At 47.0% G+C, this 25,440-nt stretch carries 19 protein-coding genes and 1 tRNA gene; 6 read left to right on the plus strand and 14 right to left on the minus strand.

All coding sequences use genetic code 11. The features are described from left to right. Window positions 1–190: 190 nt before the first annotated feature. On the minus strand, window positions 191–5,251 hold the full coding sequence (locus tag OP864_RS05845; RefSeq protein WP_270100337.1) for a translocation/assembly module TamB domain-containing protein: 5,061 nt from the start codon (window positions 5,249–5,251) through the stop codon (window positions 191–193). A 1,349-nt stretch (window positions 5,252–6,600) separates the two neighbouring features. Between OP864_RS05845 and tsaD the strand changes: the two genes are divergently transcribed. Continuing rightward, window positions 6,601–7,605 (plus strand): tRNA (adenosine(37)-N6)-threonylcarbamoyltransferase complex transferase subunit TsaD, encoded by a 1,005-nt coding sequence (gene tsaD / locus OP864_RS05850; protein WP_270100338.1) that lies wholly within the window; start codon window positions 6,601–6,603, stop codon window positions 7,603–7,605. A 38-nt stretch (window positions 7,606–7,643) separates the two neighbouring features. Here the strand turns inward: tsaD and OP864_RS05855 are convergent, their stop codons facing one another. Then, window positions 7,644–8,384, minus strand: a complete 741-nt coding sequence (locus OP864_RS05855) for a dolichyl-phosphate beta-glucosyltransferase (protein WP_270100339.1) — start codon at window positions 8,382–8,384, stop codon at window positions 7,644–7,646. Then, window positions 8,357–9,148, minus strand: a complete 792-nt coding sequence (locus OP864_RS05860; RefSeq protein ID WP_270100340.1) for a class I SAM-dependent methyltransferase — start codon at window positions 9,146–9,148, stop codon at window positions 8,357–8,359. Before OP864_RS05860 ends, OP864_RS05855 begins: the two co-directional genes overlap by 28 nt. A 713-nt stretch (window positions 9,149–9,861) precedes the next feature. Here OP864_RS05860 and OP864_RS05865 point away from each other — a divergent pair. Both OP864_RS05865 and OP864_RS05870 read left to right on the plus strand, forming a co-directional pair. Then, complete coding sequence (locus tag OP864_RS05865) at window positions 9,862–11,712, plus strand: DNA topoisomerase IV subunit B (protein WP_270100341.1); 1,851 nt, start codon at window positions 9,862–9,864, stop codon at window positions 11,710–11,712. 90 nt (window positions 11,713–11,802) lie between these two features. Next, a tRNA-Val gene (locus OP864_RS05870) sits at window positions 11,803–11,877 on the plus strand. Between the two features lie 55 nt (window positions 11,878–11,932). Here the strand turns inward: OP864_RS05870 and OP864_RS05875 are convergent. Further along, on the minus strand, window positions 11,933–12,814 hold the full coding sequence (locus OP864_RS05875) for a hypothetical protein (protein ID WP_270100342.1): 882 nt from the start codon (window positions 12,812–12,814) through the stop codon (window positions 11,933–11,935). 33 nt (window positions 12,815–12,847) lie between these two features. Beyond that, entirely contained in the window at window positions 12,848–13,354 is a 507-nt protein-coding gene (locus OP864_RS05880) for a hypothetical protein (protein ID WP_270100343.1), read from the minus strand. A gap of 15 nt (window positions 13,355–13,369) precedes the next feature. On the opposite strand from OP864_RS05880, the gene OP864_RS05885 reads away from it, so the two are divergent. Then, entirely contained in the window at window positions 13,370–13,675 is a 306-nt protein-coding gene (locus OP864_RS05885) for a hypothetical protein (protein WP_270100344.1), read from the plus strand. A 275-nt stretch (window positions 13,676–13,950) separates the two neighbouring features. After that, a complete protein-coding gene (locus tag OP864_RS05890; protein ID WP_270100345.1) occupies window positions 13,951–14,256 on the plus strand; it encodes a transposase in 306 nt (101 codons plus the stop codon). Window positions 14,257–14,355: 99 nt separating this feature from the next. Here OP864_RS05890 and OP864_RS05895 read toward each other — a convergent pair whose 3' ends face one another. From OP864_RS05895 to OP864_RS05910, 4 genes are all read right to left on the minus strand, one after another. After that, window positions 14,356–14,841 (minus strand): hypothetical protein, encoded by a 486-nt coding sequence (locus OP864_RS05895; RefSeq protein WP_270100346.1) that lies wholly within the window; start codon window positions 14,839–14,841, stop codon window positions 14,356–14,358. A 74-nt stretch (window positions 14,842–14,915) separates the two neighbouring features. Then, a complete protein-coding gene (locus tag OP864_RS05900) occupies window positions 14,916–15,770 on the minus strand; it encodes a hypothetical protein (protein WP_270100347.1) in 855 nt (284 codons plus the stop codon). A gap of 265 nt (window positions 15,771–16,035) precedes the next feature. Next, complete coding sequence (locus tag OP864_RS05905; protein ID WP_270100348.1) at window positions 16,036–18,105, minus strand: thioredoxin domain-containing protein; 2,070 nt, start codon at window positions 18,103–18,105, stop codon at window positions 16,036–16,038. Window positions 18,106–18,943: 838 nt separating this feature from the next. Continuing rightward, complete coding sequence (locus OP864_RS05910) at window positions 18,944–19,156, minus strand: hypothetical protein (protein WP_270100349.1); 213 nt, start codon at window positions 19,154–19,156, stop codon at window positions 18,944–18,946. 32 nt (window positions 19,157–19,188) lie between these two features. Between OP864_RS05910 and OP864_RS05915 the strand changes: the two genes are divergently transcribed. Beyond that, on the plus strand, window positions 19,189–19,437 hold the full coding sequence (locus tag OP864_RS05915; RefSeq protein WP_270100350.1) for a hypothetical protein: 249 nt from the start codon (window positions 19,189–19,191) through the stop codon (window positions 19,435–19,437). 235 nt (window positions 19,438–19,672) lie between these two features. On the opposite strand, the gene OP864_RS05920 is transcribed toward OP864_RS05915, so the two are convergent. The 5 genes from OP864_RS05920 to OP864_RS05940 form a co-directional block, all read right to left on the minus strand. Continuing rightward, window positions 19,673–20,398 (minus strand): response regulator transcription factor, encoded by a 726-nt coding sequence (locus OP864_RS05920; RefSeq protein ID WP_270100351.1) that lies wholly within the window; start codon window positions 20,396–20,398, stop codon window positions 19,673–19,675. An 87-nt stretch (window positions 20,399–20,485) separates the two neighbouring features. Then, on the minus strand, window positions 20,486–22,024 hold the full coding sequence (locus OP864_RS05925; RefSeq protein WP_270100352.1) for a sensor histidine kinase: 1,539 nt from the start codon (window positions 22,022–22,024) through the stop codon (window positions 20,486–20,488). Window positions 22,025–22,439: 415 nt separating this feature from the next. After that, the gene (locus tag OP864_RS05930; protein ID WP_270100353.1) at window positions 22,440–23,402 is read right to left on the minus strand and encodes a ribose-phosphate pyrophosphokinase; all 963 of its coding nucleotides are present in this window, start codon (window positions 23,400–23,402) and stop codon (window positions 22,440–22,442) included. Between the two features lie 146 nt (window positions 23,403–23,548). Next, window positions 23,549–24,496 (minus strand): hypothetical protein, encoded by a 948-nt coding sequence (locus OP864_RS05935; protein ID WP_270100354.1) that lies wholly within the window; start codon window positions 24,494–24,496, stop codon window positions 23,549–23,551. 88 nt (window positions 24,497–24,584) lie between these two features. Then, the gene (locus OP864_RS05940; RefSeq protein WP_270100355.1) at window positions 24,585–25,430 is read right to left on the minus strand and encodes a UDP-2,3-diacylglucosamine diphosphatase; all 846 of its coding nucleotides are present in this window, start codon (window positions 25,428–25,430) and stop codon (window positions 24,585–24,587) included. Window positions 25,431–25,440 lie beyond the last annotated feature (10 nt).

Consider the following 25,440-nt stretch of genomic DNA (forward strand, 5'->3'; position numbering starts at 1 on the left):
ACTCCCTTCGGTCGTCGAACTGCACCCTAAAGGGCTTGTTGTGGCCGCTCATCCTGCGGCCCTGCTTTTGGCGCTCGGCTTCGGCCCAGCCTTGCACATCGGTTACTCCCTTCGGTCGTCGAACTGCCCCCTAAAGGGCTTGTTGTGGCCGCTCATCCTGCAGCCCTGCTTTTGGCATTCGGCTTCGGCCCTATGATGGGCCCAGCATTCTATCTTCTTGCGCTTTCTTTTTCTTGGCTTTCTTGGCTTTTCGGGCCGCCGTTTTTTTCTGAATGTTGCTCTTGATTTCCTGAAATAGTTGCTCAAAGGAATCAAATTCTCGGTTGTAGGATAGGCCCACTCCCGTACGCACTCTTGGACCAAAAAGGCTGGTTTCGCTGCGGTTGTATACCCGCACTTTGAGGTTGCCCGACTTACTGACCGAGTACTCCACCATAAAGTCGCCTCCAATGTAGTTGCTGTTCGAGCCATTTAGGTTTTGCTCATTGTTAAAGTCTACATTGGTCCCAATGCTCACCCGCAACTTGTCCTTAAAGTAGTATTGGTCCAGTTGCACATTAAGCTGAGAACCCGCCGTGCTGTTATTATCCAATTGGTTTTCCTGCAAACGATAATCAAAGTCAAAGTCTACACTAGAAATGACATCTACATCTTCTACCACCTCCGATAACAAGCTGTTGATCTGCCGCGAAAACTGCTGCGTGACCAATTCACTCAAGGTATTAAAGCTAGAGGCCGCCAAATTCACATTGGCCCCAGAGTTTTCCTCTGGCAAAAACTGATTGAGGGCAATCAACCCAAAGACCTGACGATTCAATTTGTTTTCATCTTGCTGAATCGCCCGCAAGGCTAGCTTGGCCAAGGTACCCACTCGCCCCTCTACCGTTTCATTGAGCTCTAAACCAAATTTAATATCGGGCTTCATCAAAGAGCCGGTCATGTACATGTTCACCTGCACATCTACAGGCTTGTTGGCCGCCGAGCGAATGGTCGCATTTTGCAATTCTTCCTGATAAGATAGTAGAAGGTTGTACAACCTAGATGATTGCTTATACTTGGCCTTCATGTTAATGTCCGCATTATAAGGATCTCCCGACCAGCGTATGGTCCCGCCTTTTTCTACCTCAAATTTTTTATTGATGAGGTTCCGGTAGGTAAATAAATAGTCTCCAGCAGTAATCGTATACAAGCCCCGCAGGTCCAATTCCCCCGTTCGACTATAACGGATCTGAAGGTCGCCCTCTCCCCTACCCTCAATAATATCTCCCGCCTTTTCATCAATGATGATGCGGGCTATGCCATCAGGCGTAGCATGTATGTCCATCTCAATATCTATTCCCCCACTACTGCTTACAGCCTTTTCTTCCTGCTCTTCCAATGAATCGGGATTAGCCTGCGCTTTCTTGTCCACAAAGGTCAAAAAGTCTACCGCCTGCGTGATTTCTACCGGGTCCATCAAAGGCAAAAAGAGTTTACTCTTTTCATTGTTTCGGCCCTTGTTGGTGGCCGCTTCTACTTTTAGACTCATATTGGTAAATAAGCCCGAGAAACTAGCGATCCCCGTTCCATAGACCTTTCCATAAAAGGGCATATCACTGCCTGGCCCTGTATTCAAACTGAGGTTGTTGTCAAAGACAATGTCCATGTCTATCCCCCATTTATTGAGCTTTTGATGCGTAATGCCTCCACCCAAATAACCGGTATTCCCCTCTTGGTCAATAATAGGGACCCCACCCGAAATATAATAGACCGCCGCCTCGCTGATCCGTATGGGCAAACAGCTGGCACAGTCGGCATCTCGGCCCAATATCTTTAATCTAGGCGCAAAGTATAGGCCTTTATTCCCCAATAAGAGCCGCCCCTTGGGCATGCGATAGCGGCTGTTCAAGAAGATGACAGAGGTGGCCAAATCTTCTATATCGGCCACTCCAGATAGAGTCAAATCACCTTTCTCCTGCTTAATTGTCCCCCGCGCAGAGGCCAAGCCCGTTGTATTTTCTACAATACCCGCCATGAAATACTCTAAGATCCGCCCCTTGGCGTTTTTAAGGGCAAAATTTACTTCTAGGTCATTTTTCTTCTCCTCATCTTCTGTCGCAAAGGCTGGCAAAAAACTAAAGTCCGCATTGATGCTGTCTACCAAAGGCCCTGCATGCTCTAAATAACCTGTCAATGGACTTTTTAGGTTATCCGACCCTATCCTCAGATGCAGGTTTTCCCAATTGTCTCCATTGACATGAAATTTCCGAAAGTCAAAATCAGCCAATAAGCCCTCTTGCTTAAAGACATCTTTGATTCTGATTTCTGCATCCAGCTCCCCCGCCAAATCAAAGAGATTGATGCGGACCAAATCATATAGCCAAGCTACATCTATATGGGCCAAATTGGCCTTTAGGCCCTTGTTGCCATAGCTTTCTACCGCCAATCGTTGATAAGCAGCACTATCTTGCAGTACTAAATTGGATACATCTAAGGTCTGCTGCCCAAAGTCAAAGCGAATGTAGTTGCTGCCATCTACCTGCCAGCTTTTGTCCAATAAGGTCAAACCCGAGTTATTCAAACTCGATTGCAAGGCTTTTTCCTCAAAGGTCAAACGACCGTTTAACTCTACATCAGATGCCAATTTGGCCACCTCTCTTAGTTGAATGTTATAGTCTATCGTATCCCCCTTCCCTCGCAAACGAACCTTGGGCGTGGGCAACTTAGCCGTATCATTGAGCTGCATGTATTGCAAGCCTGTCTGAATCTCAAAGCTGCTGTCTCGCCCCCGAGCAAATAAGCTGTTTTCCTGCATCTCAAAACCAGCCCAACGAAAACGCCCCAATTCTCCATTTAGATAAAAAGAATCAGCCGGACTATCATAGTCCAATTGCAAACTTAAACCTTCTAAAGCCTCTAGGTTTGGATGCAATAGCTGTAGGAGGTGGTTGCTGTCATTGACCCATACGCTTAAATGCACTTCCTGATCGGGCAAGCTGAACAGACTGCTGTCTACTGTCATGCTGTCTCTTAGTTCTTGCAGGGCCAAGGAGTCTTTGGCCTTTGCCAAATTGAAGTTGCGCAGATAGTTGGGGTAGTTGTTTTGCACAAAGGCATAAAGAGACTTAGGCAGATTGACCTCATCATAGTTGCCTAAGAGATCGACTTGCCCAAAGTTGCTTCTAAACCGTAGGTATCTACTGCTGTCTATTTTTTCTTGGCCCAAACTATCTTGGCCCAGCAGCAGGCTATCGCCTGCTTGCAGCTTGATTTCTGGCAAATAGTATTGCCCCCAGCTTCTATCTATACCAATGTCTTCCAGACTAATGTCCCCAGAGAAGTTGTCTAGTTTATTCCCCTCTGTCTGTATCTTAATCCGCTCTATGCCCAAACGAAAGGTGTCCTTGAGCAATTTGGTTTTGTAAAAGTCAATGAGCTGAATCTGCCCAAAGAGTTCAATTTTAGGCAAACTGTCTTTCAAATTAGCCGAGCAATAGAGGTCCAAATCAAAGTTGGGATCCTGAGAAGCCAAAAGTCCCGCAAAAGCATAGGGCTCTAGCATCCCCTCTAAACGGATGGTGTCATAGGGATAGTTTTTATAAACCATCCGATTGATATTGGCCTTATTGATTTTAGCGTCCATGCTGTTCAAGCTGGTCCCACTCCCCTTTAGGTTAAAATCAGCATCCAAGGAGCTGAGCTCCTCAAGATTGATGAGCTGGCCCAAATTGAAGTTCTTAAACTGTAGTTCGCCATCATAGCTCGCCCGCTCCAAACCTGCAGACAAGTCCATTTTTAGGGCCGCATTGAGCTGCCCTAAGCTACTCATGAGCTGCCCATTGGCCACAAAGGCCCCATTAAAGTTTCCTTCATAACTTCCCTGAAAACTCATGGCCGCTAAGGCCTGCATTTGCTTAGGCAAGGATAAAAAACTGAATATAGAGAAGATGTCATCGGTATGGGTTTGCAAATCAGCCGGCTCCATCCGCATGTATTGCTCAAAGGGCTTAAATTCTAGTTGGCCCTCAAAATGGGTTTGCTCTATATCTAAGTTGGCATTGCGCACAAAGAAGTGCTCTACTGGCCCCTCAAAATCAAAATCTCCCCTGATCCAACGCCCTTTGTTTTGCTCAAATAATGGGATCTTATATAAGGTAGGCGCAAAGGTCATGACATCCCGAAACAAAACTACGGCATTCCGCCCCTTGGCCCGCATATCTACCTGATGCACAAAGTCATAAAAGGCAGGAAATTCTGGGTAATGGAAGATTAACTCATGCCCCAATACCGAATTCGGGGTCTGTAGTTTAAAGTTTTTTAGATGCGAGCCCGTCGGACAAACCATCAGCTCCCCCCGCAAACTATCTAGCTGAAAGCCTCGGGCTTCTTTGGCCGATAATTGCAAGACCTGCGCCTGCAAACTGTCATTGCGCAAACTCAAATCATCTAAAAAGAAGTTGGCCGGATCAATCTGCAAATCAGAAAAGTCTAAGGGCAGCTCTGGCCGAGCCCCAAGCCGCTCATTCAATAAGCTAAACTCAAAATGATTGAACCGCAGCTTGTCCGCATATACGGTCCATTTGGGCTGCACATAGGTAGAGCTGTCATTGGGATTGGGATCTGCTGGCATGGGGCTGCCCTCAAAAATCCGTATGGCCACTTTGGCCGAATCCAGAAAAAGAGAATCGCAATCTACTAGCTGAGTAATCAAATCACTGTTCTGGGCATACAAGCGCCCATTAGGCGCAAATACCTTGACCGAACTGCCCGCTATCTCATCCAACATATGAAAGTCTATGCTGTCTAACTGAACTTTCCGAATATCTAGGGCAATAGGCGGCTTGCGCTTTTTCTTTTTCTTCTTTTTGTTGCCCGCCAAATAATAGAGGATAAATTGCAAATTATATTGCCGCTCCCCTTTGGGCCGATGATAGTAAAATTGCCCCTTGGCCAAATGCACTTCCTCCACAATCAATCGCCGACGCACCAAGGCCGAAAGATCCAAATAAGCATCCAAACGACGCGCAAACAAAAGAGTGTCGCCATGCTGGTCCTCTACATAAAAATCCTCAAAGTGCGCCTCATTAAATAGCTGTATGTCTACGGTCCCAATCTCTACCCGACAATCCAATTCCTCCGATAGGTAATCCGCCATCCAATCGGCCAAAGCATTTTGTACCGCCGGAATCTTAAATAACATCCAAAGCAAAAATACTAAGATGACGGTCCCATTCACTAGACGACTGCCTAGTGTCCACAGCTTTCTCAGCAAAGAACGCCAAGCTGGCGCTACGGCTACTGGGGAGGGCTGTACCTGCGGAGTATCGGGATTCCTCTGGGATTTTGCGATGGCTAACTAAATTTTATGCAAATATAAGGATCTCCTTTTAAAAGACAGGACCTTAATCTCTGCTTGACTACCTTTTATACGTAGACGAATTCCCTAGGGCATAGTTTGTTCTCGCTTCTTAAGTTTTTTTTATTTTTTTTAGGGGCTGCCCCGCCCTTTGGGCGGGTCGGGCTGGGTCGGGGCTCGCAGGTCTGCTCGGCCCTGCGCTTTTTCGCTGCGCTCAAAAGCTGGGTCTGCGGCTTCGCCGCCCCCCTATCCATCCCTCAGCCGCGGGCCTTCGGCCCTTTTCTGCTCTGGGAAAGGCCCTTTGTAAAATCCTTTAGCCCTTTTAGGGCAAATTCCTGCTTGATGCGCCTAGGGAATCGCTTTAGGCCCTGCTTGGTCCAAGGCAACAGCTAAACGCTAGTTTAGCCCCCTGCGGATAATGCAAATACAGTCCAAATGGCCCCATTTTGTTTCTTTGCAGTTGCAGAATGGGAAGAAACAGTTGTTCAGCCTTAATCTGCAGTTGCAAAACGCCTTGGGCCTGACGCCGGAGCTAATCTGCAGTTGCAAAATGCCTCTGGCGTGACGCCAGAGCTAATCTGCAGTTGCAAAACGTCTCTGGCGTGACGCCAGAGCTAATCTGCAGTTGCAAAACGTCTCTGGCGTGACGCCAGAGCTAATCTGCAGTTGCAAAACGTCTCTGGCGTGACGCCAGAGCTAATTTGCAGTTTACAAATCCCTCCGGGCGTATCTATAATGTCCTATCTTTTTTTTCTGGACCGACCCTACTACAGTTTAGAGATAGGCGCTTAGCATCGAAATATGGAAGACGCTTGTATTTTTGGGCCAAATATCCTGCAGCCTAAAGGCCGCAGCCAATCCAAGGGGCCTTGATATTTCTCGCCGCAGGAGCTTAAAAGCCCCTGCTTCATTGGAGATGGGCGAAGCCCTTCGGTTTTCAGGTCCTGCGGCTTTTAAGCTGCAGGCCATGGGAAGCTAAAGCGCTAGCTTATTGGGTACTTATCTGGCTGCGGCTTTTAAGCTGCAGACTACAGATAGCAGGCGGCGAAGCCGCCTTGGCCGAAGGCCAAAGGCCTAGCGATGTGCAGCAGTGGCGCAAAGCGCCAGACCAAGGCGGCAAAGCCGCCGCAGGGCCGAGCGAATAGCGAGCTGCGAAACGTAGCGCCGACGAGCGCAGCGAGGCGGAGGCCCCAAAAAATCAAAAAAGCGCTACAGATTCCTTTAAAGTTCTTAATTTTGCAGACAGATCACAAAACAAAGCGAGCATGTCACTACCTTATATATTAGCTATAGAATCTTCTTGCGATGATACGGCCGCGGCGGTCATGCAAGGCCCCAAAGTACTCTCCAATTGTAGAGCCAGCCAAAGCGTGCATGAAGCTTATGGAGGGGTGGTGCCCGAATTGGCCTCTAGGGCGCATCAGGCGCATATTGTGCCGGTCGTACAGGCGGCATTAAAAGAGGCGGGTATTGTTCAGGAGCAGCTATCGGCGGTGGCTTTTACTCGGGGGCCTGGGCTGATGGGTGCCCTTTTGGTGGGGGTATCTTTTGCCAAGGGTTTGGCATTGGCCCTAGACATTCCCTTGATTGCCGTGAACCATGTGCAGGCCCATGTGATGGCCCATTTGATTGATGCCCCCCAGCCTAAATTTCCCTTTTTATGCTTGACCGTATCGGGTGGGCATACTCAGATCGTAGAAGTTCGGGCGCCTTTAAGCATGAACATTTTAGGCGAAAGCATAGATGATGCGGCCGGAGAAGCCTTTGATAAAATTGGGAAAATACTGGGCTTGGGGTATCCTGCAGGGCCCAAAATTGACCAATTGGCCAAGGAGGGCCGGGCCATTTATCAGTTTACGGAGCCTCGGGTAGAGGGCCTAAACTTTAGCTTTAGTGGACTAAAGACCAATGTTTTGCAGTTCATTCAGAAAAAGCTCAGAGAAAACCCTCAGTTTTTGGAAGAAGAGCGAATCAACCTAGTGGCTTCGGTTCAAGAGCGGATTGTGAGCATCTTGATGAATAAATTGAAGAAAGCGGTCAAGCAGACCGGCATCAAAGAAGTGGCAATAGCCGGGGGCGTCTCGGCCAATTCTGCCTTGCGGCAGGCCCTAGCCGAGGCGGGGCAAAAAATGGGCTGGGCCACTTATATTCCCGACTTTCAGTACTGCACCGATAATGCGGGCATGATTGGGATCACTGCCTATTATCAGTATTTGGCGGGCGATTTTGTACAGCAGGATACCGTTCCTTTGGCTCGTTGGAGCTACTAAAAACAAAAGGCTGTTGGAGTATATCCAACAGCCTTTTCCTATTTAAAATAGTGTCTATAGATTCGGAAAAGCTCCCAGGGGGCTTTCAGAAAGGTCGTCGCTTTAATTTTAGAGCCGCCCACCTCTTTCCATTTTCTCAGGGGTTGTTCGTAGGCCAGCTCATCGATGGGGAGCTTAGGGCCTTTAGTAATCAGGCGGGCAAAGAGTTCTACATCAAAGAACCAAGCAGAGATGAACAGGTCCTCAAAGAGAGTTTCCACGGCTTGGCGGCGGAACAGCTTAGCGCCACATTGGCTATCATAGATCGAGATACCGAGAAGAATTGACACCACCGTAGCGAAAATGCGTCCGAGATAATGGCGCATAGGTTTTCGTTCAATTTGGCTGCCCAATCGGCGCACCCTAGAGCCGGCGGCGATCCATCGGTTGGGGTTTCTTTCTAGGCCTTGGGCCAGGCATTCAATTTCGGATAAAGGCGTGGCTAAGTCGGCATCAAAAAAGCCAATATATTGGGCCTCTGAGAGCAGCAGCGCTTCGAGCATGCCTTGTCGGACCGCCTCAGCTTTGCCGCCATTTTTGGGCAGATCGAGGGCCAGGGCTCCTTCTTCTTCTTGGGCAAAAGTAGAGAGTATACTCCAAGTATCATCTTGGCTTCCATCATTGACAAAAAGGAACTGCAGATTAGGCCAGCGGGCCAGAGCAGCTCGAAACTCATCCAAGGCCAGGCGTTCGGCCTCGTTGTAACAGGGAACTACAATGAGGCAGCTTTGGGAGAGCATATTACATAATTTGAGAGGCCGGGTAGTTTAAGGCCCATACTTTTAAAAAACTGGCCAAAGCGGTAATCGGCTAGCAAGACATTCTTAATCAGTTGGGTTTTAAAATTGCCTGCAGACCATTCGACTAGGCCGGTAGTATCTTCCAATTCGCCTTTTTGGGCTTGTTTATTCTCCTTCCAGACCTGCAATTGGCGGGGCAAGAGCAGAGAGCTAAAAAAGTAGCCAATATCATGTACCTCTAGGCCTACTTTTTCTACTGTTTCGCGCAAACTTTGGTTATCGTACCTGCGGTAATGCAGTAAATATCGGTCGTGCGAGCAAAAGAGCGATTGGAAAGCGGGGACCGTAATAAAGAAATAGGTTTTCTCATTGATAGCGGGAAAACTTTGGAGCCACTGCAGAAAGCCTAGGTCATCCTCAATATGTTCGATCACATCCATCAGGTAAATGAGGTCCACCTGTTGTACGCCTTGAATATCGTCTACGGCCTTAAAGATTTCCACATTGGGTTGCGACATTTCTGCCCGATAATGGGCCAGCAATTCGGGCGTAAAGGCAATATCAATTGCTTTTAGTTGTGATTGGGGCAGCTCTCCGGCCAGACGTTCTACAAAGTAGGTATCGCCGCAGCCCACATCCCAAATTTGTTTAGGCATTTGGCCCTTAAAGGTCTTCTTGAGCAAAGAGCGCATCACTTCATAACGGGCCAACTCCCAGGGGTGGCGCTGTTCACTCTTCTTTGATTTCGATTCGATTAAATCCACGAAATAACAGTTTGATAGATAAATAATGACGAAGCAAATAAGCTATCCTTAAAGACTTAACTAATAGGGATTTAAAAAAGCCTTAAGACTTGCATAAAATGGGGAGCAGAGCGCTATTTGCTAATTCTAAATCTAAGATAAGAAACTTTATATAACTCTTGGTTCTTTTTGCGGCTTTAAGCAAAGCTATACCTTTTTGTTTTAAGTTACAGTTGAAACTTACAATTATTTGTTTTATTTTTAGGGGCTGCCCCTCCCTACGGTCGGGTCGGGCTGTGTCGCAGCTCGCAGGTCTGCTCGGCCCTGCAGGCAGGCTTTGCCTGCCTTTGGTCTGGCCCTTTGGGCCACTGCTATCCATCCCTCAGCCGATAAAAGTGGGGATTCCCCCACTGAAAATAAGGGCTTCGCTTCGCGATCTGCTAGCGATCTGGATCCTTTATCCTTTTGGGGAGTGGCTTGGGGGAGGGAGTGGCTAGTTCAGCGGCTTTTAAGCCGCCAAATGGCCGAAGGCCAAAGGCCTAGCGATGCGACAGGGTGGCGCACAGCGCCAGACCGAGCCAGCTTCGCTGGCGAAGGGCCGAGCAGACCTGCGAGCCCTAAAGCGTAGCGCCCGCAGCTTGCTGCGGGAGGCCCCAAAACATCTTGGAGGAGGAAAGGCAAAAAAGCCTGCAAAACTCGGGGAAGAATTTTAATTTTGTGGAAATTAAGCGAAAATGGCAAAACAAGTAAAATATGATGAGCAGGCGATCCGCTCTTTGGATTGGAAAGAGCACATACGGATGCGGCCTGGGATGTACATTGGAAAATTGGGGAATGGAAACAGCCCTGACGATGGTATATATGTATTGGTCAAGGAGGTTTTAGACAACTCTTTGGATGAGTTCATGATGGGGGCTGGAAAGAAGATTGAGGTCAAGGTCATGGGCGATGGTCGGGTTTCTATTCGGGATTACGGTCGGGGGATTCCCTTGGGTAAAGTGGTAGATTGTGTATCGAAGATCAATACGGGGGGAAAATATGACTCTCGGGTATTTCAGAAATCTGTGGGCTTGAATGGTGTGGGGACCAAGGCGGTCAATGCCTTATCTTCTTACTTTAAGGTGCAGGCTTTTCGGGAAGGCAGGACCAAAATTGCGGAATTTGCGACTGGAGAGCTGACCAAAGAATGGGAAGAGGCCACAGAGGAGCCCAATGGTACTTATGTAGAATTTGTGCCTGATGGGAATATCTTCAAGCAATATAAATTCAATTTGGAATACATTGAGGACCGAATCTGGGATTATGTATATCTCAATCGGGGCTTGAGTATTTACTTGAATGGGCAGCGTTACTACTCTAAAAACGGTCTATTTGATCTTTTGAGTAATCGGGTAGATGTGGAGAAACTGCGTTATCCGATAGTGCATTTGATGGGCGAAGACATAGAGATTGCTTTTTCTCATGGGAACAACTATGGGGAGCAATACGTCAGTTTTGTGAATGGGCAGAACACCACGCAGGGCGGGACGCATTTGAATGCTTTTCGGAGCGCCTTGGTCAAGACCATTCGAGACTTTTATGGCAAAAGCTATGATGCCACGGACATACGGACGGCCATTGTGGCGGCGGTATCGGTTCGGGTGATGGAGCCAGTATTTGAGTCGCAGACCAAAACCAAATTGGGATCTACGCATGTGGCGCCAGATGGGCCATCTATGAACAGCTTTGTTGCGGATTTTTTGCGGCATAAGCTAGACAACTACCTGCATAAGAACCCGGAGGTAGCTAAATCCTTACAAAAGCGCATCATTCAATCGGAGCGGGAGCGCAAAGAGATTGCTGGCATTCGGAAGTTAGCGAACAGCAAGGCCAAAAAGGCCAGTTTGCACAACAAAAAGCTGCGGGATTGTCGGGCGCATTATAACAGCAAGCACAAGCGGGCGCAAGACAGCATGATCTTCATTACTGAGGGAGACTCGGCTAGTGGGTCCATTACCAAATCTAGGGATGTGCAGACCCAGGCGGTATTCTCTTTGCGCGGAAAGCCATTGAACTGTTATCGTTTGACCAAGAAAGTGGTCTATCAGAATGATGAATTCAACTTACTGCAGCATGCCTTAAACATAGAGGACGGTTTGGATGAATTGCGTTACAACAAGGTCATCATTGCCACCGATGCCGATGTGGATGGGATGCACATTCGTTTATTGTTATTGACCTTTTTCTTGCAATTTTTCCCGGAATTGGTTTCTAATGGGCATTTATACATCTTGGAGACGCCTTTATTTCGGGTGCGCAACAAGAAAAAGACCTTCTATTGTTATTCGGAAGAAGAAAAGCAGGCGGCCATGAAAAAACTGGGCAGAGATGTGGAGGTCACTCGATTTAAGGGATTGGGAGAAATCTCGCCGGATGAATTCAAGCAATTCATTGGGGATGACATTCGCTTAGAGCCGGTGCGTTTATCTGCTTCTACGGATTTGGAGCAGCTGCTTAGTTATTATATGGGGAAAAACACCCCTCAGCGTCAGCGTTTTATTATAGACAACCTTCGGTTGGAGCTAGATGCCTTGGCCGAAAATTAAAAAAGAAGAAAAAAAGCGGGCTAGAGTTTTGGAAAAAAGCGGGTCCTGCTTTACATTTGTATCCGCTCAGAGAAAAGAGCGGATATATATCGGGGCGTAGCTCAGTTGGTTTAGAGCACTACCTTGACAGGGTAGGGGTCACTGGTTCGAATCCAGTCGTCTCGACGGTGGAAGAAAAAAAGCAGATGCGAGAGCATCTGCTTTTTTTTTGGGGGGGGGATTATTTAGCTCGTTTATATCTATAAATAAAACGTCTATCCTGTACATAGTTTTCATGTCCCCCTGGCACCATCTTCACAAAGACAAGTTCGTCTCTAATCCACTCCCAGCTAAATATTTCAAATTCATGACTTAATGTGTCGTCAAAACTAATCCCATTATGGGGCCGATAAGGATGATGTGTGCCAAAGCCATTCTCCATGTAAAAGGAGTTATAACCTTTAAAGCCTTTGAGCCCATACTTTTTGCCTCTCTTTTTCTGCAGAAAAAGCGTATCACTCATCTTATTATTTCCAATAGGGACATAAGCGCCTAGGAGTAAGCTATCGACTAGAAAAGACGTAATATTAGATGAAAAATCAGGCCACTGCTCTTCATGCAGCTCTTTTATCCCTTCTATAAGTCTGGACTCCTTTTCTTTAAGCCGTCTAAAAGAATAATCGATACCTTCATTCGATCTACCTTCTATCTGCTTCTCATGTATAAATATTTTATCCTGAGTGGAGTCGTATTGCAATACATAAGCTCTTTCTAGAATAGCTAGGCTATCATAATTATGAATGAGAGGGATTTTTTTATGGTACGAACCACCTAAACTTCCTATATGAATCAGGCTATCATTTTCTACTTTTAGAATTATGGCCTGCTTAAACATTCTCATTCTTCTGTATTTATCAATAGACTTTGTTTCCAAAACCCCATCAAAATAGTTACTCAAAAGCCAGTAGCCATCCATTTTTTTACTCCAGCTTGCTGTTTTAGGAGGAGCAGCTGCGGGAGCTAGAGTGACTTCCCGCTTTTTACTTTCTTTTTTATCTACTGAGCAACTGAATAACAAAACTAGTAGACAGCAGGCTGTAATTATCAGTACCTTTTTTTCCATGAGTCTTATTTTTTTCATTTAACAGCCCCTCCCCTACCAACAGAACTTACACCTTCTTCGCCCTAGGGCTCTGGCTTTGGCTTCTGAGATGCGGCTGATGCCGTGGGTACAGCGATTGAGGCCTCGGCAATATCCTTTATGGTAGGTATAGGCATTTTTGCTATTGCAGATGAGGTAATTGCCGCTATTGCTTTCTTTTTGGCTAAGCCAGTAGCTGAGGTTATGGCTTTGTCCATTTTGCTTAAGGTATAACTTTTTGGCGATTAGGGGGCGGCTAAAGGGCTGGCCTTTTTTATTTTGGCCAATAAGGTAAAAAGTAAATCCACAGCTAGCATCAAATTGATAGTTGATTTCATCTAGTGACACCTCTACATATCCAGCTTCTTCGAGCCAGAAAACCTGTTCATGTTCTGAGAGTAGGCCTAAGAGCTGTTCTGCTTGGGTTTGGCTGAAGCAATCTTGGGCCCAAAGGGGGCTTGAGCTGCCAATAAACAGGAGCAGTAGAGTAAGTATTAGTTTCACTTTCTTAACTTTATCCATTAAAAAATTAGAATTATGAACAAACTTACGCAATCTGAAGCAGTAGCCCTAGCGCTGGGTAGTCTCTATCAATTTAAGGACAAGGTTGAGGAAATCATGCCTTTGGTACAGGTCAACAACTATCGAGAAAATTACGAGCAGTTGATTCTCAATTTAGCCTTTCAGTTTGAGTGGCAGGGAACTGGCTACTACTATAGCTGTACTGAAATTGTTTATGATGAAGCCAAAGGAAAATGGGTTTGTTTTTTTGATGGCAGTGGGCCCAACGACTCCTATTACGACTTTGTAGATGGAAAGGCCAAGATCTTTTGGATGGACTAGGCGGCAGCGGGGGCTTTATTGCTTTATCTTCGCGAAGCGATACCGCTATTTAGGCTGGCCGAAAGGCCAGCCGCTTCGGCTGAGGGATGGATAGCAGTGGCCGCAGGCCAGACCTAGTTTTTGAGCGTAGCGAAAAAACGCAGGGCCGAGCGAACAGCGAGCTGCGACACAGCCCGACCCGCCCGCAGGGCGGGGCAGCCCCAAAAAAGAAGCAGAAAAACAGAGAATTGTTGCTAAGTTCTTAGCTTTGTTGCAGACAGCAAAAAAGCAATGAGATGAGACAATTTTCTAGAGAACAAAAACAGCAGGCTTTGGCGGAGCGGGAAGCGGGTCTTAGTTTGAATGAGATTTGCCAGAAGTATCGGATTAGCCGCAAGACCTTTTTGAAATGGAAGGAAGAGGAGCGGCTGGCCAATTTGGAGCGGGTGCCGAAAGCGGAATATGATGCTTTATGGCTGCAGCACCAGGTTCTTCGTCAGCAATATCGGGAATTAAAAGAGAATATAGCTATTGCGACGGCCCAACTAGAGGCCCGTAGAGAGCTATTGGCCCGTTTGCTGCCCAAGGGAGAAGAGCAGTAATCATTTTGGCCAATTTAAAACAGAAAAAGCCCGATCAGCGTACTGATCGGGCTTTATATTTTGGCTAAACAGCCGTTTCTTCTAAAAGAAGACTATTTTCTAGTAACGAGCGAAACCAAAGTCTTGGATAACGTTAGCACCTTCGAAAACAGAAACAGTTAGGTAAGCACCGCTGTAGTAGAACTCAGCGTTTTCAGTATCACCAGCACCGTCGATGTAGTTAGCGCGGAAATCTTGAGGATAGATGCGTACAGAAGCTGCAGTTTTAGGAGCAGGTACTTCGATAGAGTAAGTACCGTTAGCGCCTACAGTAGTTGTGTAGTACATGTACTCAGAACCGTTGTTCAAAACAGAAACGTTAGGGAAATCGTCGGGATCAACGCGAACGATAAGCTCAGTTCCGCTAGGAGCGTAAGTATCGGCAGAAGTAGTGTCATTTACGGGAGCGTAAACAATACCAGAGATAGTAGCCATACCTGCATTTTCCATTACAGTTACGGTCTGAGGATCATCAACTTTCTTACAAGAAGTGATAGAGAAGGCGAATACAGCCAAGATGAAAGTTACAACTGCTAGATTTTTCATAGCTTATATAATTAAGTGGTAATTATTAAAATAAGAATATAAAAGGGAAATATAAAATGAACCTTGGGTTCAGATTAGAAGTGGAACATCAAGTTGATAGCTCCTCCGTAATCGGCAGTATTGATACCGAAGTTAGTCAAAGTACCAGCATCTACATCAGTGATTTCAACCACCTCTTGAGTAGCGGGGTTAAACTCTTCTGTAACTACTTGTGAGCGGTTAGTACCTCTGTAAGCAATACCTAGGTAGAACTCAGCGCCCAAAGAGATTTGGGGAGCAACGAAGTACTCAACACCAGCGAAACCACGAGCTCCGATAGAGAAGCTGTTAGCACCTCTTGCAGAAACTAGACGGTCAGCTTGACGGCTGCTAGCACCTGAGTTAAAGTTAGTTGTCGTAGTAGGAAGTTGGTTATCTACAGACATTTCGTTACCGTAAGTATAAGTAGAGCCAGAAGTGCTCATACCGATATTAGCCTCAGCACCATAAACACCAACGATACGGCCTTTGCTGCGGCGCCATTCTAGACCACCACCCAATTCTACAGTGAAAGTGTTAGATACTCGCTCATCTTCTACCTCGATGTTGGTCTGGTTTTGACCGTCCATCATTACACGGTTTACTTGTTGAACAGTGTTTTGGTTTAGGCGGAGGCGACCACGGATAGCTTGGCTTTCCGAAAGGAAATACTTACCGTACAACTGCAAGCCCGAGTTGTTGTCTACATAAGTAGCAGACAAGTTGTTGTTGCTTGTGTTGTTGAAGAAGTCACCGACATAACCCAAGAAGGGGGCAGCATCAAAGCCAATAGCGAACTGGCCAGCTTCGGGCATTACGTCTAGACCATTCTTGCTGGCTACTTGTTCTACCTGAGCGTTAGCTACAGCTGCGAACAAAACCGCCATCAAAAAAATCGTCAGTTTTTTCATAATGAAAATTAAGGTTTAAAAATGAACAGCTAAACATTAGGGAAATGTTTGACTGCATTAGTAAATATCTGGATTGCTCTTAAGAGGGCTCGTCCTCCTCTTTAAAATTTAAGAGCGCCATGAATTACAGTGCAAATGTAGGGGCCTTTACCCCATAAAAGCAAGTCTTTTTTCTTTTTTTTACATTTTTTTAACAATCGTTCAAAAAACGCTAATTACTAAGGATTTAGACCACTATTTTTTGGGCAAAAAATAGGTCCTTCGTCTATTTATTTTTGATCTTAGTCCAAACTTCCTCTACGCTATCTACAGGCAGTTGGCAGGCATAATTTTCACAGAGGAAGATTTTGCTTTGGCCATCCGCTTGTTCTCTTCCTGCTAGCAGGGGGAGCGTAGAGCTCTTTTCGGTAGCGGCGTAGATCAGGTTGGGGGCAAAGTGACTTTGCATTTCCGCGGCCCAGTTAGCAAACTCTGGGCCAACAATAGCCAGTTCTTTAGTGGGGTATAAAATCTTAAATAAAAAGTTGGCCCATCGGCCAAAGGACTGAGGATATTTGCGGATACTTTTGCGCATAGCCGCGGCCATTTGGGCGGCTCGTTCTCTATATTCGGCCTTATCTAGGAGGATGCCTAGCTGCTCTAAGTTGTGCATCAGGCTTGAGTTTCCAGAGGGGGTTGCGCTATCGTAGAGGTCTTTTTTGCGGTACAAAATATCAGTCTGTTGCGCAGAGCTATAATAAAAGAGGCCTGCTTCTGCCGAATGGTCGGCTATGCAGGCTTGCATCAATTGGTCGGCCCGCTGCAGATGCTTTTCCTCAAAGCTGACTTCATAGGCCAAAAGATGGGCTTCTATCAAAAAGGCGTAATCGTCAGAAAAGGCGAGTTGTGGAGCAATTTTGTCTCCAGCATAACTATGTAGTAATTGTCCTTTTTCATTTTGCAGGCGCTTTTCTATTTGCTCCAAAATGCCAAAAGCCGCCTTTTTATATTCGGGCAAGCGGATGGCCTGATAGGCTTTGAGTAAGGCGCTGGCCAAAAGGGCATTCCAAGAGAGGATAATTTTCTCATCTCGGCCGGGGCGGATGCGCTGGGCTCTGAGGCCAAGCAAATGTGCCTTAATTTTATCTAATTCTTGTTGCAGTTCTTCGGGATCTAGCTTGCGGCTTTGGGCAAAGCCGGCCAGACTTTGGGGGCGGCGCAAGATGATTTTGCCCTCCCAGTTTCCGGCCGGAGAGGCATCATAGAAGTCTAAAAAGATTTGTTTCCAGGGTTGGGGCCAATTGGCGAGGGCCCTTTGCAGTTCTTCCCAGTTCCAGACATAAAACTTTCCTTCTTCGCCTTCAGAATCGGCATCTAGGGCCGAGTAGTAGGTTCCTTTTGGGCTTTGCATTTCGCTCTGCAGCCAGTTCCAGCATTCGGCAATGGTTTGGGCGTAGAGTGGTTTTTGGGTCAGTTTATAGCTATCGGCCAAGAGGCCAATGAGCAGGGCATTATCATAAAGCATTTTTTCAAAATGCGGAATTTTCCAGTAGCGGTCTACGGTATAGCGGGCAAAACCACCGCCCAATTGGTCATAAATGCCGCCGTAAATCATGGCATCTAGAGAGAATTGGAGCTGCTGCATAGCTTTTTGGTCCTTTTCGTAGTAGTAGCTATTGAGCAGGTAGCGCAAAGACATGACGGAGGGAAACTTTGGGGAGTGGCCAAAGCCGCCAGCTTGTTCGTCAAAATTATCGGCCAGTTGGTCCAGACAGTAGTTCCAGTCGCTGGCCTTAAATGGCGAGTCGCCATTTTGGCCAAAGTCGATGCCCTCGGTCATTTTGTCTTCTCCTTTTTGCAAGAAGTTGTAGAGTTTATCGGCTTGGTCGATAATGGTTTGGGGTTGTTCTTGCCAGACCTTGCTGAGGTTGCCGAGCACTTCCATCCAGGAGTTTCGGTTTTGCATTCGGCGGGGCGGGAAGTAGGTGCCCCCAAAGAAGGGGCGGCCGTTGGGGAGCAAAAAGCAGTTGAGGGGCCAGCCGCCTTGTCCGCCAGTCACTAATTGGACAGCCTCCATGTAGATATGGTCCAAATCGGGTCGTTCTTCTCGGTCCACTTTGATGCTGACAAAATGCTGGTTCATGAACTCCCCTACCCTAGGGTCTTCAAAGGATTCTTTTTCCATGACATGGCACCAATGGCAGGTAGAGTAGCCGATGCTGAGGAGGATCATTTTGTTTTCGGCTTTGGCTTTGTCTAGGGCTTCTTGGCCCCAGGGGTACCAGTCGACGGGGTTGTGGGCATGTTGTTGTAGGTAGGGGCTGCTTTCTTTTTGGAGTCGGTTGCTGTATTTCATTTTGTTGTTGTTTTTTTGGTGCAGTCGTCGAACTGCGGCTTGTAGCCTTGTTGTCCGTCTTCGGCGGGCGGTTACTCCCTTTGGTCGTCGAAGACGGCCTAAAGGCCTTGTTGTCGTTGTCGCAGCTCGCTGCTGTTTTGGGGCCTCCCGCCTTCGGCGGGCGCTACGTTTCGCAGCTCGCAGGTCTGCTCGGCCCTTCGCCGCTTTCAGCGGCTCGGTCTGGCCTGACGGCCACTGCTGCACATCGCTAGGCCAGCTGCTTTTGGCCTAAAATAAGGGCTATTTGGGATTTTCTTGTGCTAATGCGCTTTAATTTCTGCTGTAAGGGTGGTATTCGTCGCTACGCTCCTCATTTGCTGATGATATCCCCGCCCACCCTCCCCTCTGCGGGATTCCTTAAGGGAATCCCTTGGGGAGTTTGGGCCAACTGCCTATTTTTGAGGGTGAGGAGCGGAGCGACGAACGCCATGCTGGGCGCTTTGGCCCCCAAGGCCAAAGGAGCCCAGCCCCCAGGCGGGGGCGGCGCAAGGGAAAGCCCAAAACTGAAATGAAATATTTTGAGGGGCGGATCAAGTAAAGTGTAAAGCAGGAAGTGGCCGCCGCCAGCCGCCGTCCGGGCGCGCTTGGCGCAAGCCGGCGAAGCTTGAAGCCGCAAAGCGGCTTGTAGCTGAGCCGCGGGGCAGACCGGCCTAGGGGCCTGTAGGGCTGGCCGCAGGCCAGACCAAAGCCCGAAGGGCTGAAGGGCCGAGCAGAACTGCGAGCCCCGCAAGGGCCCGGCCGCCGAAGGCGGCAGGCCCCAAAAAAAAAGCTGCTCTAAATAGAGCAGCTATAAAGCACTTTAGTGCAGTTCTTCTTTTTCTTCTACCGCTGCCTGATAATCGCTTAATTTTAAGCTTTTACTTTCTTGGGCAGCTGGAGCCTGCGATACGTTTCTGTTGCCATACCAGCTTCCGTTCCCTCTGCATCGGCGACGCTTTTTATAGGGGCTTCCACAAGAGGCCAAAACAAAAACAGCTAAACAACTTAGGGCAATAATCGATTTAGTTTTCATAATAAATATCTATTAGTTCTAAAATAGGGTATATGAATAAACGAAATCCAAGTCACAAACGCTGGCTTATCCTGGCCATTTCTGGTCTTTTACTCACAGGTTTTGGGCTTTCGCTCTTAGGCGAAGCCATTATGGCCAAGGCCCAAAACGAAAGCTTTTATAGCTGGGGAAGCTGGGGCACGGCCGCCCTGCTCTGCTTCAATACGGGGCTATCGCTTTTTGGGGGCGCTGTTATTGAGCGCTATAGACTATTGCAGCAAGCCGAGCAAAAAGAAAAATAGCCCAGCCGAGCAGGCTCGGCCCAACTGGCTGCAAGCCAGAAGGATGAGCGCTGCGAAAGGGGGGCCGAAGGCCAGACCGAGCTTTTTGAGCAAAGCGAAAAAAGCGAAGGGCCGAGCAGACCTGCGAGCCCTGAAGCATAGCGACCCAAGGCCGAAGGCCGCAGGGACAGCCCCTGATCCCCATAAAAAAAGCCCTGCTTCTAAGAAACAGAGCTTAAATTTAGCAATTTGGAGACTAGGCCTTTTCTGCAGCCTGTACCCGCAACTGAAAGCCATTGCCATGAATATTGACAATCTCGATATTTTCATCGGGCTTGAGATATTTGCGCAACTTAGTCACAAATACATCCATAGAACGGGCCGTAAAGTAGTTGTCCTCTCCCCAAATTTCTTTGAGGGCTACCGAGCGGGGCAAAACGTCATTGACATAAACGCAGAACATTTTGAGCAACTCCGCCTCCTTGGGTGACAATTTGTCCTCTGCCGTACTGCCATCGGCTGCCGTGAAGGTCAAAATGCGCAAGGGATAATCAAAATGGAAGCGGCCAAACTCAAACTCCTTGGCCGAGCGATCCTTCTGCTCACTTCTTTGGCTGCGCTTGAGCACCGCCTGAATGCGATAGAGCAACTCCTCAGAGGTAAAGGGCTTAGAGATATAATCATCGGCCCCAGCCTTAAATCCCTTGATGACATCCTCCTTCATGGTTTTGGCCGTGAGGAAGATAATCGGAATCTCTTGGTCCAGTTGTCGGACATCCTTGGCCAAAGAAAGGCCATCTTTTTTAGGCATCATCACATCAAAGATGCAAAGGTCATACTGCCCTTCCTTAAATTTTTCGAGCCCTTGTTCGCCGTCTGTAGCCAAAACGACATCAAAGTCATTCATTTCTAGGTAAGAAGATAATACATCGCCAAAGTTGCGGTCATCCTCTACCAGTAGGATTTTATTGTTATCAGTCATAGAGTCTCTTATTTTTTAGGGTTACTGCTCTTCATCGATTGCTTGAACGGTTGCATAAAATGTACCAAATTTTAACATTTGGCCGCTTTAATCCTCTTGGTGTTTATAGGGAAAGAAAAGCGTAAACTTGCTCCCCTTGCCCTCTTCACTTTTCACCTCAATATGTCCAGCATGGGCCGTCACAATGGCTTTCACATAACTAAGGCCCAAACCAAAGCCCTTAATATCGTGAATATCGCCTGTGGGCACCCGATAAAATTTATCAAAAATATGTCGGCGAGCCTCCTTAGAAATGCCCAAACCATGATCTTCTACCGTAATTTTGATTCCGCCAGAAGCATCGCGGCTATGCAAAATAATATGCGGTTTTTCAGGAGAGTATTTATTGGCATTATCCAGCAAATTGTGAATCACATTAGTAAAATGCGTTTCATCGGCTTCTAGTTCATGCAGGCTAGCCTGTAAGTCCAGCTCTACCTGCCCATCTTTTTGGGCCAATTGCAGCATGATCTTCTCAGCCGCATCTCGCATAATCTGGTGAGCATCAATGATTTCCATATTTAAAGAGAACTCTTTTTTGTCTATTCTCGCCATCTGCAAGACCTTACCCACCTGCGAGTTCATCCGCTCATTTTCTTCCTTAATAATATGGATAAAGCGCTCGGCCTTATCCACCTTGCCCATTTTCACAAAGTTGCGCACGGCATCGGTGGCCAATGAAATAGTGGCAATAGGCGTCTTAAATTCATGCGTCATATTACTCAAAAAGTCGCTCTTCATTTCAGACAACTTCTTTTGTTTCAAGATAATATGAATTGTATAATAAAAGATAAAACTCACAATTCCCGTAAAAAAGATGGTCAGAATAATATTGGCCAATAAGCTCTGCCAAATATGATACTGCTTATAGGGAAAATCAATATAGATCCGAGCCGTTTCCTCCTCCAAAGAAGGGTACAAACTCGCCATATATTTAAAGTCTTCTTTCTTCAGATAGGCTTTCTGCTCGGCCTTTTTGCAAATGGGGTTCAGGCGCAAAAAGCTGTCGGCCCGCACATCATAAACGCCATAGGCATAGGGGCCCTCTACTCCTTTTTTGCTCAGCTCAATTTCAATCAATCGGTTGAGCTTAGACCAATCCAAACGATCCGTCAAAGGAATATTTTGGACCAAACTATGGTGGGTAAAATAGGTCTTAAATTGGGTCATAAAGGCTTGCCCCCCCCCTTTTTTCCAGCTTCGACTCCTCTTCTCTCGGCTAAAAAATACCGTTTGCAAACGCCCAACGCCCTCCACCTCAAAGGTGTCTACAGAAACCGCCTGATTGTTGGTATCCTGGTAAATCAAAGAGGTGTGTATGGCCTCTACCTCAGCCAAGGTCCGCAGATCCCGCCCCAAATCTTGCCCTTCCGATAGTTTAGGGAGGTCGTACATTTCCGCCATCCGCTTAATATCGGCCTGCTCCAATTTAGACACCACATGCTCCAAAGCCGCATGAATATTATTGTCAAAAAGCTCGGCATTGAGCATAATCGCCCGCTGGATCGAATAGACTTGTACGCCAAAGATCCCCAAAAGAGCAATGCTCATCACCCCAACAATTCCTATAATAGACGATCGATTCATTCCATTAACTGATTTACTACTTCCAATAAAGAAAGAATCCCTGATCTTCAGAAGGTTCTAAAGGCTTTTTTGTTTTTTTTAATGTCTATACTGCTTTTGGGGCCTCCGCGGCGGCTTCGCCTTGCGGCGGTTACTCCCTTTGGTCGTCGAACTGCGCCCTAAAGGGCTTGTTGTCGTTTATTCCCGTTGGTCATCGAACTGGCGCCTCTTCGAGGCTGGTTGTCGCAGCTCGCTGCTGTTTTTTGGGCCTCCTGCCTTCGGCAGGCGCTACGTTTCGCAGCTCGCTATTCGCTCGGCCCTGCGCCGCCTTCGGCGGCTGGGTCTGGCCCTTTGGGCCACTGCTGCACATCGCTAGGCCACTCCCTTCGGTCGTTCTAGACCAAAAAAAAGGGCCACTTTTCAGCAGCCCCAAATTCTATTTACTATAAGTTGATTTTCGCTTTTCTACAAAAAGTGCCGAAATAGAACGATGCTCATGGGTGTTCCTGATGGCCCGAGAAAATAACTTAGCCGTAGATACTACCTTGATTTTTTCACTCTTTTCTTTCAGTGGAATCGTATCCGAAACCACCAATTCGGTCAAAACTGACTTTTCTAGGCGCTCATAAGCTGGGCCAGAAAGTACCGCATGCGTACAAACCGCCCGCACCGAACGCGCCCCCTTGTCTATTAAGGCCTGGGCCGCTGTGCATAAGGTCCCTGCCGTATCAATAATGTCATCAACCAAAATAACATCCTTGCCTTCTACATCTCCAATTACGGTCATCTCGGCAATTTCATTGGCCTTTTTGCGGTATTTGTCGCAAATGACTAGCCCACAATCAAAATGCTGCGCATAGACTCTCGCTCTTTTGGTACTGCCCACATCCGGAGAAGCAAAAATGAGGTTAGAGGTGTCTAGGTCTTCCAAATACTCAAAGAAGATCCCCTCACTCTTTAGGTGGTCTACGGGAATATCAAAAAATCCCTGAATCTGATCGGCATGTAGGTCCATGGTCATAATCCGATTGGCCCCAGCCGCCATGAGTAAATTAGCCACCAACTTGGCCCCAATAGCTACCCTCGGCTTGTCCTTGCGATCCTGTCGGGCAAAACCAAAATATGGAATTACAGCCGTGATGTAACCAGCAGAAGCCCGCTTGGCCGCATCAATCATTAAAAGCAATTCCATGAGGTTTTCTGTAGGCGCAAAAGTAGACTGAATGAAAAATACATAGGCACCACGAACCGATTCTTTGATGTTTGCCTGAAATTCTCCATCCGAAAAACGCTCAATACTCATGTCTCCCAAAGGCTGACCATAGTAGTCTACAATCCGCTCGGCCAGATAACGAGAATTTTGCCCAGAAAAAAGTTTTACATCACTAACGAGTTCCATAATAGGAGGAAGTTTTAATGAAATCCGCTACAGATTTCTATGAATGCAATCTAAGTTGTTTAGCTAATCAATAAAAGGGCTAGCCACAGAAGTTCAAGCCGCCCCATAAAAAAAGCCTTCAGCCAAAGGCCAAAGGCATAATTCTTTTATTTAGAGCGTAGTAAATAACGCATATTACCAATTACAATATATTTTAAGGTTTGGTTCGAGCCCTCTACCAAAAAGATTTCTGACTCTTTAGAGGTGACCTCATTAACTACCTTTAGTATACGAGCCGGCACCTCTTTCGCCTTAATCGGATCAAAGAAACGCGCACGCTTGTTTTTCTTGATCTTAAAGACCTGCTTGGGGTTTGCCTTGTTTCTGCTGTCACTGATCTTAATGAACTGCTCCCGCTTCTTCCGACGCTTCCCCTTAGGGATAATCACTTCCTCAAATTCAATGCTCACCAAGTCTTTGGCGTAAATCCGCTTGAATTCCAAATGATCGTACTTCAGTTCTAAGGTAGAAAATGGCACCACTTTCTGCTTATACAACTGCTCCTCATCTACCAAACTAACATCGCCCAATTGGGTAAAATATAAACGGTCTCGGTCCAACTGATAATCTGGAGTAGGCGCTATATAATAAATATGCTCCGAACTAGTCGGCTCCTCCTGATAATGTAGTTTCACCAAACGACCACGATCACAATGAAACTGTATAAACCCCTGGATCTCCGGATTCCGCAAGTCAATCAAGGTCATCACAAAGCCAAATGCCTTTGATTCCGTTTTATGAATGTGCATGGTCACAGGCTCTTTATTAGGCGCCGCATCTATGCCCGCTGTCGAAAACCGAATCTTTTCACTAATCGTGACCTTGGTCCCCGTGATTTCAAATACAGCTTGCCCATGCTCTAAGGGACTGTCATAATGCGCCCCCCGCAATTTGGCCCGATAGGGAATAATAGTGTTTCCCCTTAAGTCATAGTCATATAAGTAGTCCCGATCCTCTACATAGGTAAATTTCTTTTTAGGTACTTCCGGAACCTGTGCCGAAAGTATCTGCGGGACAAATAATATCGTCAAACAAAAAATGAGTAGTTGTTTCATATTAGCTTATTCGATGAAGTCATTTAAATCTGGTATTTCGGTCGCTATGGTTTCAACTAATATACCAAAAGCCCCCTAAACCTTCTAACTAAAGCCGAGAAAAACGGTCCAAAGTACCATCCTCTATGCTCCTAAGAAGCTCTTCTAAGTTGTTCTCTACCCCCTCAAAACAGGCCGGAGCCGCAAAATCCTCGGCCCGATAATGATAGAGCTGCCAAGCTTTGTCTACATACTCTAAAGCCGAACGGTGCTCCATCCAATCTCCTGAGTTTAAGTAGGTCAATTGACCAAACTCTGTCACTATCTCCCGATGCTGAGGCCGATGCACATGCCCGCAAACTACATAGTCGTAGCCCTTGGCCATACCCACCTCAATCGCTTTTTGCTCAAAGTCATTCATTTTTTGTACCGCCGCCTTTACCGAGGCCTTCAATCGCTTAGAAAACTGACTAGGGGGTACCCCCAAAGGCTTCAACAAACGGTTCATCCCCCGGTTCAACATAATGCTCCAATCGTAAAATTGCCCCCCTATCTTGGCCCAAAAACGCCCCTTATGTACCGAGGGGTCATAAGCGTCGCCATGAAAGAACCAAGCCCGCTTGCCATCCAACTCCAAAAGCAGTTTGTCCTGTAAGTAGATGTTACCCAAACGAAAAGGAGTCAACCGACGCAGACTATCGTCATGGTTGCCCGTTAAGTAGTAAACAGGCACCCCCGACTCGGCCAAGTTCATGAAGTGCCGCAAAACAGCCCAATGGGCCTGCGGAAAATACCCCTTCCGAAATTGCCAAATGTCTATAATGTCCCCATTCAAGATGAGCATTTTAGGCGCTAAGCTCTGCAAATATTGCAATAAGGCATTGGCCTCCGAGCCCTGCGTGCCCAAATGCACATCAGAAAGGACCAATATGTCGATTTCTCTTTTGTCTGCCATGGGGAAAAGT

Source organism: Saprospira grandis (assembly GCF_027594745.1).
Lineage (GTDB): Bacteria > Bacteroidota > Bacteroidia > Chitinophagales > Saprospiraceae > Saprospira > Saprospira grandis.